General features: G+C 63.1%; 15 protein-coding genes. 11 read left to right on the top strand and 4 right to left on the bottom strand.

All coding sequences use genetic code 11. From position 1 onward, the window contains the following. Positions 1 to 441 (bottom strand): peptide-methionine (S)-S-oxide reductase MsrA (gene msrA / locus VFL62_RS11870; protein ID WP_325172565.1); only part of this gene is annotated, 441 nt, incomplete at its 3' end. Between the two features lie 127 nt (positions 442 to 568). After that, on the bottom strand, positions 569 to 886 hold the full coding sequence (locus VFL62_RS11865) for a hypothetical protein (protein ID WP_325172564.1): 318 nt from the start codon (positions 884 to 886) through the stop codon (positions 569 to 571). Between the two features lie 374 nt (positions 887 to 1260). Between VFL62_RS11865 and rpsT the strand changes: the two genes are divergently transcribed. From rpsT to murA, 8 genes are all read left to right on the top strand, one after another. After that, a complete protein-coding gene (gene rpsT / locus VFL62_RS11860) occupies positions 1261 to 1527 on the top strand; it encodes a 30S ribosomal protein S20 (protein ID WP_325172563.1) in 267 nt (88 codons plus the stop codon). Between the two features lie 1254 nt (positions 1528 to 2781). Continuing rightward, positions 2782 to 4218, top strand: coding sequence for a chromosomal replication initiator protein DnaA (dnaA, locus tag VFL62_RS11855; RefSeq protein WP_325172569.1), 1437 nt, complete (start codon positions 2782 to 2784; stop codon positions 4216 to 4218). Between the two features lie 237 nt (positions 4219 to 4455). Beyond that, positions 4456 to 5574, top strand: coding sequence for a DNA polymerase III subunit beta (dnaN, locus tag VFL62_RS11850; protein ID WP_325172562.1), 1119 nt, complete (start codon positions 4456 to 4458; stop codon positions 5572 to 5574). 46 nt (positions 5575 to 5620) lie between these two features. Further along, positions 5621 to 5908 (top strand): GIY-YIG nuclease family protein, encoded by a 288-nt coding sequence (locus VFL62_RS11845; RefSeq protein ID WP_325172561.1) that lies wholly within the window; start codon positions 5621 to 5623, stop codon positions 5906 to 5908. A 46-nt stretch (positions 5909 to 5954) separates the two neighbouring features. Beyond that, on the top strand, positions 5955 to 7094 hold the full coding sequence (gene recF / locus VFL62_RS11840; RefSeq protein WP_325172560.1) for a DNA replication/repair protein RecF: 1140 nt from the start codon (positions 5955 to 5957) through the stop codon (positions 7092 to 7094). Positions 7095 to 7334: 240 nt separating this feature from the next. Further along, positions 7335 to 9770 carry a DNA topoisomerase (ATP-hydrolyzing) subunit B gene (gyrB, locus tag VFL62_RS11835; protein ID WP_325172559.1) on the top strand — a complete coding sequence of 812 codons (2436 nt, stop codon included), beginning with the start codon at positions 7335 to 7337 and terminating at the stop codon, positions 9768 to 9770. A gap of 138 nt (positions 9771 to 9908) precedes the next feature. Continuing rightward, positions 9909 to 11216 carry an LLM class flavin-dependent oxidoreductase gene (locus VFL62_RS11830; RefSeq protein WP_414644687.1) on the top strand — a complete coding sequence of 436 codons (1308 nt, stop codon included), beginning with the start codon at positions 9909 to 9911 and terminating at the stop codon, positions 11214 to 11216. Between the two features lie 112 nt (positions 11217 to 11328). Then, the gene (gene murA, locus VFL62_RS11825; protein ID WP_325172558.1) at positions 11329 to 12621 is read left to right on the top strand and encodes a UDP-N-acetylglucosamine 1-carboxyvinyltransferase; all 1293 of its coding nucleotides are present in this window, start codon (positions 11329 to 11331) and stop codon (positions 12619 to 12621) included. A gap of 15 nt (positions 12622 to 12636) precedes the next feature. Here murA and VFL62_RS11820 read toward each other — a convergent pair whose 3' ends face one another. Then, the gene (locus VFL62_RS11820; protein WP_325172557.1) at positions 12637 to 13353 is read right to left on the bottom strand and encodes a winged helix-turn-helix domain-containing protein; all 717 of its coding nucleotides are present in this window, start codon (positions 13351 to 13353) and stop codon (positions 12637 to 12639) included. Between the two features lie 274 nt (positions 13354 to 13627). On the opposite strand from VFL62_RS11820, the gene VFL62_RS11815 reads away from it, so the two are divergent. The 3 genes from VFL62_RS11815 (at position 13628) to VFL62_RS11805 (ending at position 16071) form a co-directional block, all read left to right on the top strand. After that, positions 13628 to 13957 carry an antibiotic biosynthesis monooxygenase family protein gene (locus tag VFL62_RS11815; RefSeq protein ID WP_325172556.1) on the top strand — a complete coding sequence of 110 codons (330 nt, stop codon included), beginning with the start codon at positions 13628 to 13630 and terminating at the stop codon, positions 13955 to 13957. A 137-nt stretch (positions 13958 to 14094) separates the two neighbouring features. Beyond that, entirely contained in the window at positions 14095 to 14586 is a 492-nt protein-coding gene (locus VFL62_RS11810; RefSeq protein WP_325172567.1) for a DUF2867 domain-containing protein, read from the top strand. A gap of 117 nt (positions 14587 to 14703) precedes the next feature. Continuing rightward, positions 14704 to 16071, top strand: coding sequence for an MmgE/PrpD family protein (locus VFL62_RS11805; RefSeq protein ID WP_325172555.1), 1368 nt, complete (start codon positions 14704 to 14706; stop codon positions 16069 to 16071). A gap of 148 nt (positions 16072 to 16219) precedes the next feature. Here the strand turns inward: VFL62_RS11805 and VFL62_RS11800 are convergent, their stop codons facing one another. After that, positions 16220 to 17824: a Na+/H+ antiporter gene (locus VFL62_RS11800; RefSeq protein ID WP_325172566.1), complete on the bottom strand. Its 1605-nt coding sequence runs from the start codon at positions 17822 to 17824 to the stop codon at positions 16220 to 16222. Between the last annotated feature and the right edge of the window lie 60 nt (positions 17825 to 17884).

Genomic DNA, 17884 nt, shown 5'->3' with positions numbered 1-17884 from the left:
CGGCGAGTAGACATAGATGCCGGAGCGATACTGCGTGCCGACATCGTTGCCCTGGCGCATGCCCTGCGTCGGGTCGTGGTTTTCCCAAAACGTTTTCAAGAGCCGATCGTAGGAGAGCTTTGCCGGATCGAACACGACCAGCACCACTTCGGTGTGACCGGTCCGGCCCGAGCAGACTTCTTCATAGGTCGGATTTTCGGTGTGCCCGCCGGCATAGCCGGCCGCGGTGACATAGACGCCATCGCCGAGCTCCCAGAACTTGCGCTCCGCGCCCCAGAAGCAGCCGAGCCCGAACACGGCTTGCTCAAGCCCTGCAGGATAAGGCGGTTTGAGCGGATGGCCGTTGACGAAGTGCCGCGTCGCGGTCGGAATCGGATCGGCCCGTCCTGGCAGAGCTTCGCCGGCAGTCGGCAGTGTGGTGGTCTTGCGCATGAAAAGCATGGACTTACCTCCTCAACCAGTGTGGCGTCCGGCAGCAAGGCGCCGTCGCCACATAATATAGGCCGATACGCAGTAAGCGGCAGCCCCGTTACGGCGAGGCCGTGTTGCGATGCGCTTGGCGCAAGCCTTAGTTTCTGGAATAGCCGATCAGCGGCTTCTTCGGGCGGAACAACAGCATCAGGAGAATGCCCAGCACGGCCATGACCGCGAAGACCGGCTGATCGAGAATGACGCGGACCACATTGTTCCAGAGCCAGGGCGAGAGTCCCTCGACCCAGACGCGGAACGCCTGCTGGCTGGACTGGTGGACGTCGTTCCAGAACTGACCGAACCGGGTAAAGCGCAGGGTATTGTCAGCGACAAACCGCGCCCCGTCATAGACCATGAAGACAAATCCGCCGGCCAGCAGCAATAATCCTACCAAACGGAAAAACCCGCGGATCATGCTTCACCCATGTTTTGCGTGTCCAAATCGCAGCAAGCCATTAATAGCGTAACCGTAGAAATTCAACCTCGTCAGCACCTTATCGGCCCCCCGGCGCGCGGAAGGAGACCCGGCCAAGAGCTTTGGAGGGCGTTGACGCTGCGGTGTCCTGCCTCTATAACACGGCCCAATTGGCGGCGGGCGCAATCCCGCCGCCGCTGTTCTTTTGAGCGTTGCCGCTTTGTAGCGTAAAGCTTGCGAGCCTTGTGGCTTGCTGGGCTTGCAGAGTGGCCGGCTCGACGGGACACCTGGAAACCAATCAGCGTCGATCAGGCAAACCGTGGGCAGATATTCGCCCACCCGCGATCGGTCACTGCCGAAGGACATTTGAGAACATGGCCAATACGACTTCCGCCAAGAAGGCGACGCGCAAGATTGCCCGCCGCACCATCGTCAACAAATCGCGCCGGACCCAGATGCGCAGCTCCGTCCGTTCGGTCGAAGAAGCGATCAAGCGCGGCGACCGCGCTGCAGCGATCAAGGCGATGGCGAGCGCCGAGCCCGAATTGATGAAGGCTGCGCAGCGCAACATCGTGCACAAGAACGCGGCGAGCCGGAAGGTTTCGCGGCTTACGCATCAGATTGCCAAGCTGGCCAAGTAAGCCGGCTGACCTCAGGGGATGAAGAAAGCCCGGCTGGCAAGCCGGGCTTTTGTTTTTGGGCGGCATTTTCGCCAGTAGAAATTTTCAGCTCCGCGTTTCTACGGAGAAGTTGCCGGCCTGAATCGATGCCGCGCAATTGCGTGCGATGTGTGCGCCGTGCGTCGCGCGATACCGCTCACGAAAAAGTCGCAGTCGCGCGTTGCCGTCGAGGGCTACCCTCGTCCGACGAGCAAAAAAAAACACGTTTGCGTAGTCACTTATCGGCATAGTGACAGAGCGTTGTTTGAAAATTCGGTTCGACTGCGGCCAAACTTAAACGATTTATGAATTTATTTCGGGCTGTGACGTGAATTGTGACAGCGCCGCCGTGTTTCGAATCTTCGCACAGATTCAAAACGTTGCAGCTTTGCACCAAAAACATGCGACGGGATGCGAAACGCGAAGTCGTTTTTGCGGGCAAACCCGCTGAATCATTTTCGTTGCGGGAAACGAGGCTTGCTGTATCTCTTAGATCGTTCGCGGCGCCCACGGCTCTTAAGACCAGCGCGGATTGAGGACCGGGGCGGACGTGCAAATCGGCGGCGGTGTGCGCGTTAAGCGACGCTTTCCAAGCGATCGTTGAGTTCGAACTCATAGCAATATGGGTACGGAAGTTCTGTGTCGAAATTTCTCTAGGCGAAGCATTCGTGCTTCGTCGCCTTAAAAAAGAAAGAGAGATACGACATGGTCGAACTGGCGGAAGGAAAGCAGAGCGAGCGACAACGGACTTGAAGTTGAGGCGGGCGGAGCGAACGGCGTAGCGGCTGAACAGTTGTGCGGTTTCAGTCAACGCCGATCGAATTGAGAAGATTTGGAATGACGACTTGCCGTGCTTGTTGCGGCGAGAGGGGGAGGTAGCATGTCTAACAAATTCATTGGAATTCCCAGTTTTCGTCAATTTGAGCATCACAGCGAATTAGCGAACGTCGCGGCGGCGAACGGATATTCGTATAGTCGGTCGAACGTTTCGCAGGCCGATGGCAATCGGCCCTTAGCGCGAGCTCCGGACACTCCGTCGAGTACGCGCTAGCCTCGCGAAGCTTCCCTTAAAAGCCCAAGACCTGCCCGACGGCGTTTCGCCGAACGGCCGAGCTATGGCTGAAACAGGCTTCATGCGAGGCGGTCTCCGTGCGGCGCGCACGGCTGACCACCCATCGAGAAAATTCCACCAAGACTAAGAGAAGTTTTTCGGCAATGACAAATATCCAACCGGCAATGACGAATATCGAACAGGATCGTTGGTCGCGCGTGAAAGGAAGGTTGCGATCGAGCGTAGGCGAAGACGTCTACACCAGCTGGTTTGCCCGCATGGACCTCGAGAGCGTGCAGGACGAAAGCGTGCATCTTTCGGTGCCGACGCGCTTCCTCAAGAGTTGGATCCAGGCGCACTACGCCGAGCGCGTGCTCTCCTGCTGGCAGGCCGAGATGCCCCAAGTGCACCGGATCGACCTTTCGGTCCGCACCGCGATGCGGCACGCCGCGCCGGTCAAGGAGGCCTCGGTCCCTCAGCACGACACGCGCCGTGTCGAACGTAGCGACAGCCGGCCGGCGGTCGAGTTGCGTTCGGTCGCCACCGCGCCGGTTTCCGCCAGTCACGATGCGCTTGGCGGCTCGCCGCTCGACCCGCGTCTCACATTTGCGAGCTTTGTCATCGGCCGCTCGAATACGCTGGCCCACGCGGCGGCGCGTCAGGTTGCCGAAGGCCGCCGCGGCGATCCCGTGATGTTCAATCCACTCTATATCCATGCCGGCGTGGGCCTCGGCAAAACCCATCTGCTGCAGGCCGTGACCTGGGCCGGCAACTCCGGCACCGAGCGCAAGGTGCTGTATCTGACGGCGGAAAAATTCATGTACGGCTTTGTCGCAGCGTTGAAGACGCAGACCGCGCTCGCCTTCAAGGAAGCACTGCGCGGCATCGACGTGCTCGTGATCGACGACTTGCAGTTTCTGCAAGGCAAGTCGACCCAGGCCGAGCTCTGCCACACCTTGAATGCGCTGATCGATGCCGGCCGTCAGGTGGTGATCGCCGCCGACCGTCCGCCGTCCGATCTCGAGAGCCTTGATGATCGCGTCCGTTCGCGGCTGGCCGGCGGGCTCGTGGTGGAAATGGGCTCGCTCGGCGAGGAGCTGCGGCTCGGCATTCTCAAGTCGCGCGTGGCTGCGGCGCGGGCGCATCACGCAAGCTTCGACGTGCCCGAACAGGTGCTGGAGTATCTTTCCCGCACCATTACCCACAACGGCCGGGATCTCGAAGGCGCGGTCAACCGCCTGCTGGCGCATTCCAAACTCAACAATCAACCGGTCACTCTCGAGATGGCCGAGCGCGAGGTGCGCGACCTGATCCGTCCCCAGGAGCCGAAGCGGATCAAGATCGAGGACATTCAGCGCGTGGTGGCGCGCCAATATAATGTCAGCCGCTCCGACCTGTTGTCGTCGCGCCGCACGGCCAACGTCGTGCGCCCGCGCCAGGTGGCGATGTATCTGGCAAAGACCCTCACCTTGCGGTCTTTGCCTGAAATCGGCCGCCGCTTCGGCGGACGTGATCACACCACGGTCCTGCACGCGGTGCGCAAGATTGAGGCACTGGTCGCCAAGGACGTCTCGCTCTCCGAAGAGGTCGAGTCCTTGAAGCGTCAATTGCAAAGCGAATAACGCTCACGAAAACCCGGCCCTCCCGCAGGGGGGAGGGCCGAAAAGCGCGCGCCGGCAAGGCCAAAAGTGGGGAACGGCCCGCGCGATCCCTTGCGCTTGGGAGCCATCCGCGCCACTTTGGGGTCCCCCCGAATGGGCGGATCGGCCTGCTTCGATCGGCCCTTCGGGTCAAAAACGCCGTGGCGCGCTTTCAAGCGGCGCCCGGCTTTTCCCTCTTCGGATCAGGCGGATATAGCAATGAAGGTTACCGTCGAACGCGCGCAACTCCTGAAATCGCTGGGCCACGTGCATCGCGTGGTCGAGCGGCGCAACACCATTCCGATCCTCGGCAACGTGCTGGTCCGGGCCGAGAACGCGCAGCTGTCGCTGAAGGCCACCGACCTCGATCTGGAAGTCACGGAGACGCTGCCGGCGGAAACCGCAACCGCCGGTTCCACGACGGTTCCAGCGCACATGTTCTACGACATCGTGCGCAAACTGCCGGACGGCGCCCAGATCGTGCTGGAAGGTGATGGCGACCGCTCGGTGCTGGCGATCCGCGCCGGGCGTTCGCGGTTTACGCTGCAGACCCTGCCAGAAAATGATTTTCCGGATCTTGCCGCCGGCGAGATGACGCATTCGTTTTCGCTGCCTGCCTCCGACGTCAAGCGGTTGATCGACCGGACGCAGTTTGCGATTTCGACGGAAGAGACCCGTTACTATCTCAATGGCATTTATTTGCACGCGGCCGGAACGCCCAAGGCCGCGACTTTGCGCGCGGTGGCGACCGACGGGCATCGCCTGGCGCAGATCGATCTGGTGCAACCAAAGGGCGCGGCCGGCATGCCCGGCGTCATCGTGCCGCGCAAGACCGTCGGTGAAGTGCAGCGGCTGATCGAGGACAACGAGGCCGAGGTGAGAATCGAACTGTCGCAAGGCAAGATCCGCCTCACCATCGGCAACGTGGTGCTCACCTCGAAGCTGATCGATGGAACCTTCCCCGATTACGGCCGCGTCATCCCGCAGAACAACGACAAGGAACTCGTCGTCGACAAGAAGGATTTCGAGGCGGCGGTCGACCGCGTCTCGACGATTTCGAGCGAGCGCGGCCGCGCGGTCAAGCTCTCGCTCTCGGCGGGCCGGCTGGTGCTGTCGGTGACCAACCCGGACTCCGGCAGCGCCACCGAAGAACTCGAGGTCGAGTACGCATCCGATCCCCTCGATATCGGTTTCAACTCGCGCTATCTGCTCGACATTGCCGCCCAGATCGAGGGTGAGGTCGCGGTGCTTCGTCTCGCCGATCCTGGTTCGCCGACGCTGGTGCAGGACAAGGATTCCAAGGGCGCGCTCTACGTGCTGATGCCGATGCGGGTGTGAGCGGCCCTGTCATGGCCGGGCTTGACCCGGCCATCCATCAAACCAAATGGGTTATTGGGTTTACATCCTCGCCAGCAAGCCCGGTGGTACGCTTTACGTCGGCGTGACCAACGATCTGGTGCGGCGGGTTTACGAACATAGGGAAGGCTTGGCCGACGGATTCACGAAGCGCTACGGCGTTAAAACACTTGTCTATCTTGAGCCGCATGAAGATATCTCTAGAGCGCTTCAGCGCGAGAAGAACATCAAGCATTGGTCGCGCGAGTGGAAAATCGATCTGATTGTCGCGCAGAATCCCGATTGGCGGGATCTATACAAAGAGATTGTCCGCTAGCGCGGACGATGGATTGCCGGGTCAAGCCCGGCAATGACAGTTTCCCATGACCCCATCCCGAATCCGTCGCCTGACGCTCACGCACTTTCGCAACTATCGTTCGGCGAGCCTCGAGACGCGCGGCGATATCGTCGTGCTGGCCGGGCCGAATGGCGCCGGCAAGACCAATTGCATCGAGGCGATTTCTTTTCTGTCGCCGGGCCGCGGCCTGCGCCGTGCGATGCTGGAGGACGTCGCCGACAACCAGGGCGACGGCTCCTGGGCGGTATCCGCCGAAGTCGAGGGCGCACTGGGGCTCGCAACCCTCGGCACCGGCATCGATCCGCCGGCACCGGAGGCTGCGTCCAGCACGCGCCGCTGCCGCATCGACCGCGAGGCGGTCGCATCTGCGACCGCGTTCGGCGATCACCTGCGGATGGTGTGGCTGACACCGACGATGGATGGACTGTTCATGGGGCCGGCCTCGGAGCGGCGACGCTTCTTCGATCGTCTGGTGCTTGCCATCGACAGCGAACACTCCGCGCGGGTCTCTGCGCTCGACCGCTCGTTACGGTCGCGCAACCGCCTGCTCGAGGTGCGCAATTACGATGATCACTGGTGCGGCGCGATCGAGCGCGAAACCGCAGAACTTGCCGTCGCGGTCGCGGCGATGCGCAGCCAGACCGCGGTGCGGCTCGCGGCGATGCTGCGCGCGCGGGGCGCGACATCCGCCTTTCCCTCCGCCGAAATTGCGCTCGACGGCTGGATGGAAAACGCGCTGATGTCGGAACCGGCAACGTCGGTCGAGGACCGTTACCGGGAGATCCTGCGGCAAAACCGTGCGCGCGATGCGATTGCCGGCCGCACGCTCGACGGGCCGCATTTGACCGATCTGCAAGTGGTCTACGCGCCCAAGAAGATGCCGGCGCGCGATGCCTCGACGGGCGAGCAGAAGGCGCTCTTGATCGGCCTCGTGCTCGCGCATGCGGGCCTGGTCGCCGAAATGACCGGCATCACGCCGCTGCTGCTGCTCGACGAGGTGGTGGCACATCTCGATCCTGGCCGCCGCGCCGCGCTGTTCGACGAACTTGCAAAGCTCGGCGCCCAGGTCTGGATGACCGGGGCCGATCCGGCCGCGTTTGCCGATATCGGCGCCAGCGGTGAAATTTTCGCCGTCGATTCCGGCCAGATCACACCCCGCTCCTAGCGGCCAATTCCTGCAAAAAAGCGGGCTGAAAGGGGTCTGCGAATCGCGCTTTTTTCGGGTCCTTGAATCGGCCTCCGCGAGGCTTGAAAAATCGTTAAAAAACCCTATCTTTTCAGAGGTTTGCCGGCCAAGACTTTGGACTAGGCGAGCCCTGTTTTTCATGGCACAAATAGCCGTTAATCCGCGTCCGTCTACGCGTTGATTCGAAGTCACCCTTCGAAGAGATTTCAAAGGCCCCACATGACAGAACCTGCGCGGCGACCCCTCGCCGATAACGAGACCCCTGTTCCCGCCGAATATGATGCGGAATCGATCCGGGTTCTGAAGGGGCTCGATGCCGTCCGCAAGCGGCCGGGCATGTATATCGGCGACACCGACGATGGCAGCGGCCTGCACCACATGGTGTACGAGGTCGTCGATAACGCCATCGACGAGGCGCTCGCCGGCCACGCCACGCTGGTCGAGGTCATGCTCAACGCTGACGGCTCCGTCACTGTGCGCGACGATGGTCGCGGCATTCCCGTCGACATTCACAAGGGCGAGGGCATTTCCGCAGCCGAAGTCATCATGACGCAGCTGCATGCGGGCGGAAAGTTCGACCAGAACTCCTACAAGGTGTCGGGCGGTCTGCACGGCGTCGGCGTGTCGGTCGTCAATGCGCTGTCCAGCAAGCTCGGACTTCGGATCTGGCGCGACGATAAGGAGCACTACATCGAATTCGCCCATGGCGATGCCGTCGCCCCGCTGAAAGTGGTTGGCGATGCTCCGGGCAAGCGCGGCACCGAGGTCACCTTCCTCGCCTCGACCGAGACCTTCAAGAACATCGAATACGATTTCGCGACGCTGGAGCATCGCCTGCGCGAACTCGCCTTCCTCAACTCCGGCGTCAACATCGTGCTTTCCGACAGGCGCCATGCGGTCGAGAAGCGCGAGGAAATGCATTACTCCGGCGGCGTCGAGGAATTCGTCAAATATCTCGACCGCAACAAGAAGGCGATCGTGCCCGCGCCGATTATGGTGCGCGCGGAAAACAACGGCATCGGCGTCGAGGCCGCGCTGTGGTGGAACGACAGCTACCACGAGAACGTGCTGTGCTTCACCAACAACATTCCGCAGCGCGACGGCGGCACCCATCTGGCCGGTTTCCGCGGCGCGCTGACGCGCCAGGTCAACGGCTATGCCGAGGCCAACGCCAAGAAGGAAAAGATTCAGCTCACCGGCGACGATTGCCGCGAGGGCCTCACCGCCGTGTTGTCGGTGAAGGTGCCGGACCCGAAGTTTTCGTCCCAGACCAAGGACAAGCTGGTGTCCTCGGAAGTTCGCCCCGTGGTCGAGAACGTGATCAACGAGGCGCTGCAGGCCTGGTTCGAGGAACATCCCTCCGAAGCCAAGGTGATCGTCGGCAAGGTGATCCAGGCGGCGGCGGCGCGCGAGGCTGCGCGAAAAGCGCGCGAGCTGACGCGAAAGAATCCGCTCAGCGTCTCCTCGCTGCCGGGCAAGCTCGCCGATTGCCAGGAGAAGGACCCCGCGAAGTCCGAGCTCTTCATCGTCGAGGGCGATTCGGCCGGCGGCAGCGCCAAGCAGGGCCGCAACCGCGAATTCCAGGCGGTGCTGCCGCTGCGCGGCAAGATCCTCAACGTCGAACGGGTCCGCACCGACAAGATGCTTTCCTCGGAACAGATCGGCACGCTGATCACCGCGCTCGGCACCGGCATCAGCGACGATTTTTCCGTCGACAAGCTGCGCTATCACAAGATCATCGTGATGACGGACGCCGACGTCGACGGTGCCCATATCCGCACGCTGCTATTGACCTTCTTCTACCGGCAGATGCGCGACATCATCGATCGCGGCTATCTCTATATCGCCCAGCCGCCGCTCTATAAGGTCACGCGCGGCAAGTCCGAGCAGTATCTGAAAGACGAGCGGGCGCTGGAAGACTACCTGATCGAGGCCGGTCTCGACGAATGCGTGTTCAAGCCCGCTTCCGGCGCCGAGCGTTCGGGCCGTGACCTGCTGTCGCTGGTCGAAGACGCCCGCGTGATCCGCGCGACGCTGAACAACCTGCACAGCCGCTATAACCGCACCGTGGTCGAACAGGCGGCGATTGCCGGCGTGCTACGCCATCAGGTGTTCGGCGATCCGCCGAAGGCGATGGCGGCCGCGGAATATATCGCAAGGCGGCTCGATGCGCTGTCCGACGAGGTCGAGCGCGGCTGGGTCGGGCGGTTTGCGGAAGGCGAAGGTTTCGTGTTCGAACGCACCGTGCGTGGCGTCAAGGATGTCGCGGTGCTCGATCACGCGCTGCTGGGTTCGGCCGATGCCCGCAAGCTCGACGAATATGCCGCGCGGCTGCAGGAAGCCTATCCGCGGCCCGGTCTGTTGCGGCGCAAGGACAGCGAGACGGCGATACACGGCCCGATCAGCCTGTTCGACGCGGTGACGGAGTCCGGACGCAAGGGCCTCAACCTGCAGCGCTACAAAGGTCTCGGCGAGATGAACCCGGATCAGCTGTGGGAAACCACCCTCGACACCGAGGCGCGTTCGCTGTTGCAGGTGAAGGTCAAGGAAGTCGACGAGGCCGACGACATCTTCACCAAGCTGATGGGCGATCTGGTCGAACCGCGGCGCGAATTCATCCAGGATAATTCGCTTCACGCCAACGTCGACGTCTGAGGCACCCCGCCGTTCGATCTCGGTGGGACGCCTTTTGACCGATTGCCGTAAATTGTCCCTGAACTGACGTTAACGGCGAGGCGGGTACGAAGACGGGCGATGAGGCCCCAAGAGACGTCCGGGTGTCCGATGCCGCGCATGCACATCAATCTTTTCATCCAGAGCCGCGGGCATCACGAGGCGGCCTGGCGGCATCCGAAGTCATCGCCGCTCGCCCTGACCGACATCCGCTACACGGTCGAACAGACGCAGAAAGCCGAAGCCGGCCAGTTCGACTCGATCTTTCTCGCCGACGTTCTCGGGCTGTGGAACGACGTCGAGAGCACGCCCTTCAATTGGCTGGAGCCGATCACCTCGCTCGCCGCGGTCGCCATGGCGACCCAGCGCATCGGTCTCATCGCTACCTGCTCGACGACCTATACCGAGCCGTACAATCTGGCGCGGCAGTTTGCCTCGCTCGATCACATCAGCCGGGGACGCGCCGGCTGGAACATCGTGACCACGTGGTCGCCGCAAGCGGCGACCAATTTCGGCCATATCGGCCAGGTCAGCCATGCCGACCGTTACGAGCGCGCCGAGGAGTTCATGACGGTGGTCAAGGGCCTGTGGGACAGCTGGGCCGATGACGCCGTGCTCGACGACCGCGTCGGCGGACGGTATGCGGACCGCACGCGGGTCAGGGCGATCGACCACAAGGGGCCGCATTTTCCGGTGCTGGGCCCGCTGAACATGCCGCGCTCCCCGCAGGGCCGCCCGGTCTTCGTCCAGGCGGGCTCGTCCGATACGGGCAAGAAATTTGCCGCGCGCCACGCGGAGGCGGTTTTCACCGCGCATCTGGAGAAAGAGGCGGCGCGCGCCTTCTATTCCGATCTCAAGGCGCTCGTCGCCGCCGAGGGGCGCGATCCCCGCCACGTCGTGATCCTGCCGGGCTTCAGCCCCACCATCGCCTCGACGGTCGCCGAAGCCGAGCGTTATGCGACCGAGCTCAACGAACTCGCCGATCCCGAAGTCGGCAGAACCCGTCTGTCACAGCGGTTCGGCGGCTATGATTTTTCGCATCTTGCGCTGGATACGCCCTTGTCGGTCGACGACTTTCCCGACCCCAGCAAGAACGAGGCGTCGCGCAGCCGGATGGAGGCGGTCGTGGCGCTGGTCAGGAAAGAGCGGCCGACGCTGCGGCAGCTCCTCGCTAAGCTTGCGGGCGCGCGCGGCCATTTCACTGCCGCGGGATCACCGGAAATGATCGCCGATCTGATGCAGGACTGGATCGAGACTGGCGCCGCCGATGGTTTTAACCTGATGCCGCCGGTGCTGCCGCACCAGCTCGATCTCTTCATTTCCGAAGTGGTGCCGCTCTTGCGCAAGCGCGGCCTGTTTCGCGAGGCCTACGAAGGCGAGACCTTGCGGTCGCATTTCGGACTGTCGCGGCCGGCGGGTTGGATTTGACATTCGCCAAAGCGTCCGGCCGCGGGTGCGATTTGGCTGGGCTCACACCCGTTGAAATCGGCGCAGCATCTGGAGTAGCTGAAGGGGTCGATTTCTTTGGAGGATGATTGCCGTGTCGCCGATCCAGTACGTCATTGAAGGCGGCCATCGTCTCTCCGGCACGATTGTGCCGTCCGGCAACAAGAACGCCGCGCTGCCGATCATCGCCGCCGCGCTTCTGACCGAACACCCTGTCACGCTCGACAATGTGCCGCGCATCCGCGATACCGAGACGCTGGTGGAATTGATCCGCTCGGTCGGCGCGTCGGCCGAATGGCTGAAACAGAACACGCTGGCCATTCACGCAAAAAATATTCGCGCCGCGGATCTCGATCCCGAACTATGCGCGCGGATTCGCGCTTCGATCCTGCTCGCCGGTCCGTTGCTGGCGCGCTGCGGCGAGGTGGTGCTGCCGCCGCCGGGCGGTGACGTGATCGGCCGCCGCCGCCTCGACACGCATTTCCTCGCCTTCGAGCAACTCGGCGCCACGGTCACGGCCTCCGCCCGCCTCGAGCTGCGCTGCCCGCGCCTGAAAGGCGCCGATGTTTTCCTCGATGAGCCGAGTGTGACCGCGACCGAGAATGCGCTGATGGCCGCGGTCGCCGCCCATGGCACCACTCATCTGCGCAACGCTGCGTCCGAGCCGCATGTGCAGGACCTCGCACATTTCCTGGTCGCGCTCGGCGCCCGCATCGACGGCGTTGGCACCAACACCATGGTCGTGCATGGCCCGGCCGCGCTCGGCTCGGCCACCTATGCGATCGGCCCCGACCACATCGAGGTCGGCTCCCTGATCGGTCTCGCTGCAGTGACGCGCTCGAAGCTGCGCATCGCGCGCGCCGGCGTTGAACATCTGCGCTCGATCCGGATGGGTTTTGAAAGGCTCGGCATCGTCTGTGAAGTGGAAGGCGACGACCTCATCGTCTCCGATCAGCAGACCCTCAAAATCCAGGACGATTTCGGCGGCCATGTGCCGAAACTCGAGGACCAGCCCTGGCCGGCCTTTCCCGCCGACCTGATGTCGATTGCAATCGTCACCGCGACGCAATGCGCCGGCGTCATCCTGATGTTCGAAAAGATGTTCGAATCCCGGATGTTCTTTGTCGACAAGCTGATCGCGATGGGCGGCCGCATCGTGCTGTGCGATCCGCATCGCGCCATCGTCGCAGGTCCGAGCCGGCTCAGGGGCGCGGCGATGAGTTCGCCCGACATTCGCGCCGGGATGGCAATGCTGCTCGCGGCGGCCTGCGCCGACGGCGTCTCCACCATCAACAATGCCGACCAGATCGAGCGGGGCTATGAGCGGATCGACGAGCGACTGAACGCCTTAGGGGCCAAAATTAAACGCGTGCCGGAACGGTTGTGATCGCGCACGACATTATCAAAGCCTCGCATCCGGCGTGGTCTCCAGGTCGATCCCGAACCATTCGGCGAGCCCTTTCGATCCACTGGCTGTGATCTCCACGGCCCGCGTCGTCCTGAGCTGTTTGATCCAGCCAAGCTCGAAGCAGCGCTCGCACAGCTTGGCGCCGATGCTGCCCGCAATGTGAACGCGGCGCTCGCTCCAATCGAGACAGGGACGGCAGAAGATGCGCCTTGAGGGCTTGCGCGCATCCAGCGAGATCCCGAGCCCGGACAGGAACGCGAACCCGCTCTCTGAGACTTCACCGCCATCCTGAACCAGCGCGACGTGTCCGCGCACCGCGAGTGTATCCGCCAGCGCGACCCCGAGCCGCCCCGCCAGATGATCGTAGCAGGTCCGGGCCGTGCGCATTTTCTCCTCAACCGGAGAGGAACGCAGGCGGCGCGGCGCAGCCTGAGCCCCGGCGACAGCCATGATGCTCTCGAGCATCTGGCCGACCAGCGGCGACGCGATCCGGTAATAGTGCCGCCGCCCCTGCTTCATCAAAACCAGAAGGTCTGCGGTCGCAAGCTTGGCCAGATGTCCGCTCGTGGTCTGGGGAGACACGCCGGCAATATAGGCGAGTTCCTTCGAGGTGAGCGCGCGGCCGTCCATCAGCGCGGCGAGGATGTTCGAGCGGGCCGGATCTCCGACCAGCGATGCGATTTCAGCGACATTCAAATTGAGTGACGGCATTCACGACTGTAACCCGGGCGCGAGCCCAATCGGTTCGATCGCGGCCGTAGTGTCTCCGCTGTCATTTGCGCATCGGCGAGATCACAGTCGCGGCCGTCAACCGGAGCAAATCGCAATGCCCGATAACAGTCCGACAAAACGCCCACACCATGGCGGACGGCTTACACGCAGGGCCTTCGCGGCCCTGGGTGTATCGGTCGCATTCAGTGAAGCGGCCTTTGCGCTTCCGCTTGGAACACAAACTCCATCTCAAAAACCGGAAGGAATCGACATCATGAGCCAAGCCAGCATGAAACAGATGAATGACATTGGTCGCGGCGGTCTGCTCGTCGTCGCGCAATGGGAAGCCAAGGAAGGCAAGGCGGATGCGGTCGTCGATACGCTGCGCCGCTTCCTGCCGCAGGCGCAGAGCGAGCCGGGCGTCAAGCTGTTCCTGATTGGCCAGGCCAAGGACAACCCCGCGGAGTTCCTGTTCTACGAACTGTTCGAAAATGAGGACGCCTTTGTGGCTCACCAGGCGAGCGAGTATTTCAAGAGCCTGATCGTGGGAGAAGCGCTGCCGCTGCTTGCCAAGCGAGAACGCAAGCAATATGCGCTTCTGTAACGGTTAAGGCAGCGTCTGGCGCGAGGGGAATGCTCCTCTCGCGCCATGGCGGCGGCATCGCGATGTTTGCCGACATTGAGCTTGCGTTGCTGCGTCGGGCGCGCAAGACTTACGCCATCATCGGGACTGGCCCTGCCATGACGATCCGTGAAATCAAGCCTGAGGTCGATCGCGAAGGTCTGCTGGCCGGTGCGCAATTCGCCGACGCCTTCCGCGTCACGGTTGCGGACACGGGGCTCGACGCGCGTCGTGCGGCCGAGCGGATGTTTTCGCGGAATCCGCGCTGGGTGCAATCCTTAGTGGACCTGCGCAATGCAATCGCCGCCCCGTTCGGTCTGAAAACGTCGGGCGCGAATGATGCGACGCGGCTGGGCATGATCGGACTGTTCCCCGTGCTCACCGAGACGCCGGAACGGCTGGTCGCGGGTTTCAACGACCATCACCTGGATTTCCGCGTCGTCGTCGATGTCCTGCCCGCCGCCGGGGCCGGGCGGGAAGTGACCGCGACCACCCTGGTCCTTACCCATAACTGTTTCGGCCGCGCCTATCTTGCCGCCATCATGCCGTTCCACCGCATGATTGCAAAAACCCTGCTCAAGCAGGTCGATCGGGCCCCGGCTTCGCGCTAGCGGTGTTGCCGCACGGCCATGCGATGACGGCCATTGAAGATGCTGCGCCGCAGACTTAGGCTTGTGATAAAGCTCGGGCTCCGGGCCCCGTGAGAACAATCAAGCCAAAGGACTGCCATGGCAGAGGAAACCGCCACGCTTGCCGCCTATGTCGCCAATTTGCGCTTTGAGGATATTCCGCAAGAGGTTCGCGAGCGCGCCAAGGCCCTGACCCTGGATTTTCTCGGCAGCGCCATCCGCGCGCGGCGCGATGCGGAATCGACGCCCTCCCTGTTCAAGACGCTGGAAGCGCTCGCGCTCGATAGTAGCGGCGAATCCACCGTGTTCGGCGACAGCCGAACCTTCACGCCCGCGATTGCCGCGCTGCTCAACGGTGCGCTCGGTCACTCCCTTGATTTCGACGACACCCATGCCGATTCCTCGCTGCATCCGAGCGCGCCGGTGGTGCCGGCCGCGTTCGCGATCGGTGAGCTTGTCGGCGCGTCGGGCCGCGAGGTCCTGACCGCGATCGTCGCCGGCTACGAGGTCTGCTGCCGGATCGGCAATGCTCTCGACCCGACCTCGCATTATGCGCGCGGCTTCCACCCGACCGCGACCGCTGGCACCTATGGCGCGGCGGCCGCCGCATCGAAACTGTTCGGGCTTTCCAGGGACCAGATCATTGCCGCCTTTGGCGTCGCCGGCAGCCAGGCGGCGGGGTCGCTGCAGTTCCTGGTTAATGGCGCCTGGAACAAACGCTATCAGGTCGGTGCGTCCGCCATGAATGGGGTGATCGCCGCGACGCTGGCGCGCAACGATTTCGTCGGCGCGACGCAATCGATCGAGGGCAAGCATGGTCTGCTGGTCGGCTACAGCGACAACCCGCATCCGGAAAAGGCCGTCGCCGACCTCGGCAAGGTCTATGAGACCATGAAGATCGGGGTGAAACCTTATCCGAGCTGCCGCTACACCCACGCGGCGCTCGACGCGCTGATCGCGCTCCGCCGCGAGCACAATTTGACGCCGGATCAGATCAAGCGGGTCGAAATCGGATTGCATCGCAACGGCATTACACTCGCAGGCGATCCCGCAACCAAGCGGCATCCGAAGTCGGTGGTCGGCGGACAGTTCTCGATGTTCTTCACCGGTGCGGTGGCACTCGATCAGGGCCGCTTCGGCTGGGACGATTACGCCCGGCTCGGCGATGCTGCAGTCGACGCGCTGGCCGACAAGTTCGATGTCGTGCAGGATAGCCGCCTCGAAGGCCGCACCCATCCGTTCGGCGCCCGCGTCAGCATCACGACGGAAGACGGCGTTCACGAACGGATTCACGACGACCCCTCCGGCGAGCCGACCACGTTTCCGGATGCATCCGCGATGGCGCAGAAGTTTTTGACGCTCGCGCGCCCTGTGCTCAACGGTCGCGCCGATCAGCTTGCCGACGCGATCCTGTCGCTGGAGCGCTTCGATCGCGTGGCACAGGCGACCCAGCTCGGCCGGCAGTGACGCTTGGCTGTTCGCGGATGCAGCGCAGTACGGTCTTATGTGATGCGCTGCTGATCCGGGTCCGTTGCAAATCGTCGCTCCCGGATCAGCGAGCGTCACTTCGTGCCACATCGCGTCCGGGACAGGATTGGTGGCTGGTTCGAAATCTCTAAGGTTGATCGTCGCGAAACTCGCGGTTGGCAAGCGTAGCTTCTTCCAGATCGAGGTCGCGCTCGATATGTCGCCGCGTTTCGTCGGTGATCTTGCCGTCGCGCAACAGCTCGTGGATGAACCGCCGCTCGGCTCCGATCAGTTCGCGCGTCAGGTCAATTCCCGTCGCGGACCGCAAGCGTGTGTCCGGATCGATCGAGCCGGGAAGCTGGTTGGTGCGCACCTCGTGGCGGGCGCGCAGAAGCTGCACGATATCGTCCGACAGCTCCCGCTTCCTCCTGATATGTTCGAGCGACTTCAGCGCGGCATCCAGCGCTTCGCGGCGCGCGTTGATCTCGGATTCGAGCTCGCTGAAGCGCTCGCTGCGGCCGGCTTCTGCCACGCCGAGCCAGCGCACGACCGGCGCCAGGCCAAGGCCGAATCCCACCAGCGTGATGAAGATGACGCCAAAGGCGACGAACAGGATGAGATCGCGGTAGGGAAAGCCGCTGCCGTCGGGCAGGGCATATGGCAGTGCCAGCGCGGCGGCCAGCGACACGGCGCCGCGAACTCCGGTGAATGAAATGACGAACGCCCACTGCCATGGCGGGGCCGGATCGCGCCGGCGCACTTGCTCGATCATTCGTGGCATGTAGACCGCGGGAAAGGTCCAGGCAAAGCGCGCGATGACGATCATTGCGGTGACGAGCGCGGTCGCGATCAGGATATCGTCGAGCGGAAAAGCCTTGGACCGCTCATAGAGGATCCGCATCTGAAATCCGGTCAGCAGAAACAGCAGTCCCTCGATCAGGTAGATCACCAGGTTCCAGAAGAAGATGCCCTGCAGGCGCGTCGCCGCCGAGATCAGTAACGGCCCGTTCCAACTCATATAGAATCCGCATGCGACCGTCGCGATCACGCCGGACCCGCCGAAATGTTCCGGCAGCCAGTACGCCACGTAGGGCGTGAGCAGCGACAGCGTAATCTCGATCTGGGGGTCGCGTGCCCAGTGCCGCGCCCGCAGCGAGAGCCAGCCGACCGCTATTCCAAACAGCGTCTCGCCGGCGACGATGGCGGAGAATTCACCGACCGCTTTTGGAAGCGAGAACATCCCGGTCGAGATCGCGGCGACCGCGAAGCGGTAAAGGATCAGCGCGGTGGCGTCGTTGGCCAGTCCTTCGCCCTCCAGCACCACCATGATCCGGCGCGGGATCGCGAGCTTGCGCGCCACCGCCAGCGGCGCGACCACGTCCGGCGGCGCGACGATGGCGCCGAGCAGGAAACCGACATTCCAGGGCAGACCGATCAGGTAATGGGTCGCGGCGGCGACGGCGAAAGCCGTGAAGATGACGCATCCAACCGAGAGCAGAACGATCGGGCGCAGGTTGAATTTGAATTCGCGCCAGCTCATGGCGACCGCGGCCGAATAGATCAATGGCGGCAGCACCAGCAGCAGAATCAGCTCCGGCGGCAGTTCCGGTGACGGCATGCCCGGCACGAAAGCGAGCCCGATGCCGGCGAGCAGCAACAGGATCGCAGGCGCGATGTCGACGCGGCGCGCCAGCAGCGCGGTCCCGGCGAGCACGGCGAGCAGAATCAAGAACAGCTGAAAATTGGCTTCCACGGTCATCTCATTCCACCGGCGACCATGTTGCCCGGAAGACCACCGAGGTCAACGGGCGAC

The sequence above is a fragment of the Bradyrhizobium sp. genome (assembly GCF_035701725.1).
Taxonomy (GTDB): Bacteria; Pseudomonadota; Alphaproteobacteria; order Rhizobiales; family Xanthobacteraceae; genus Bradyrhizobium.
This window is presented reverse-complemented; position numbering and strand designations above follow the sequence as displayed.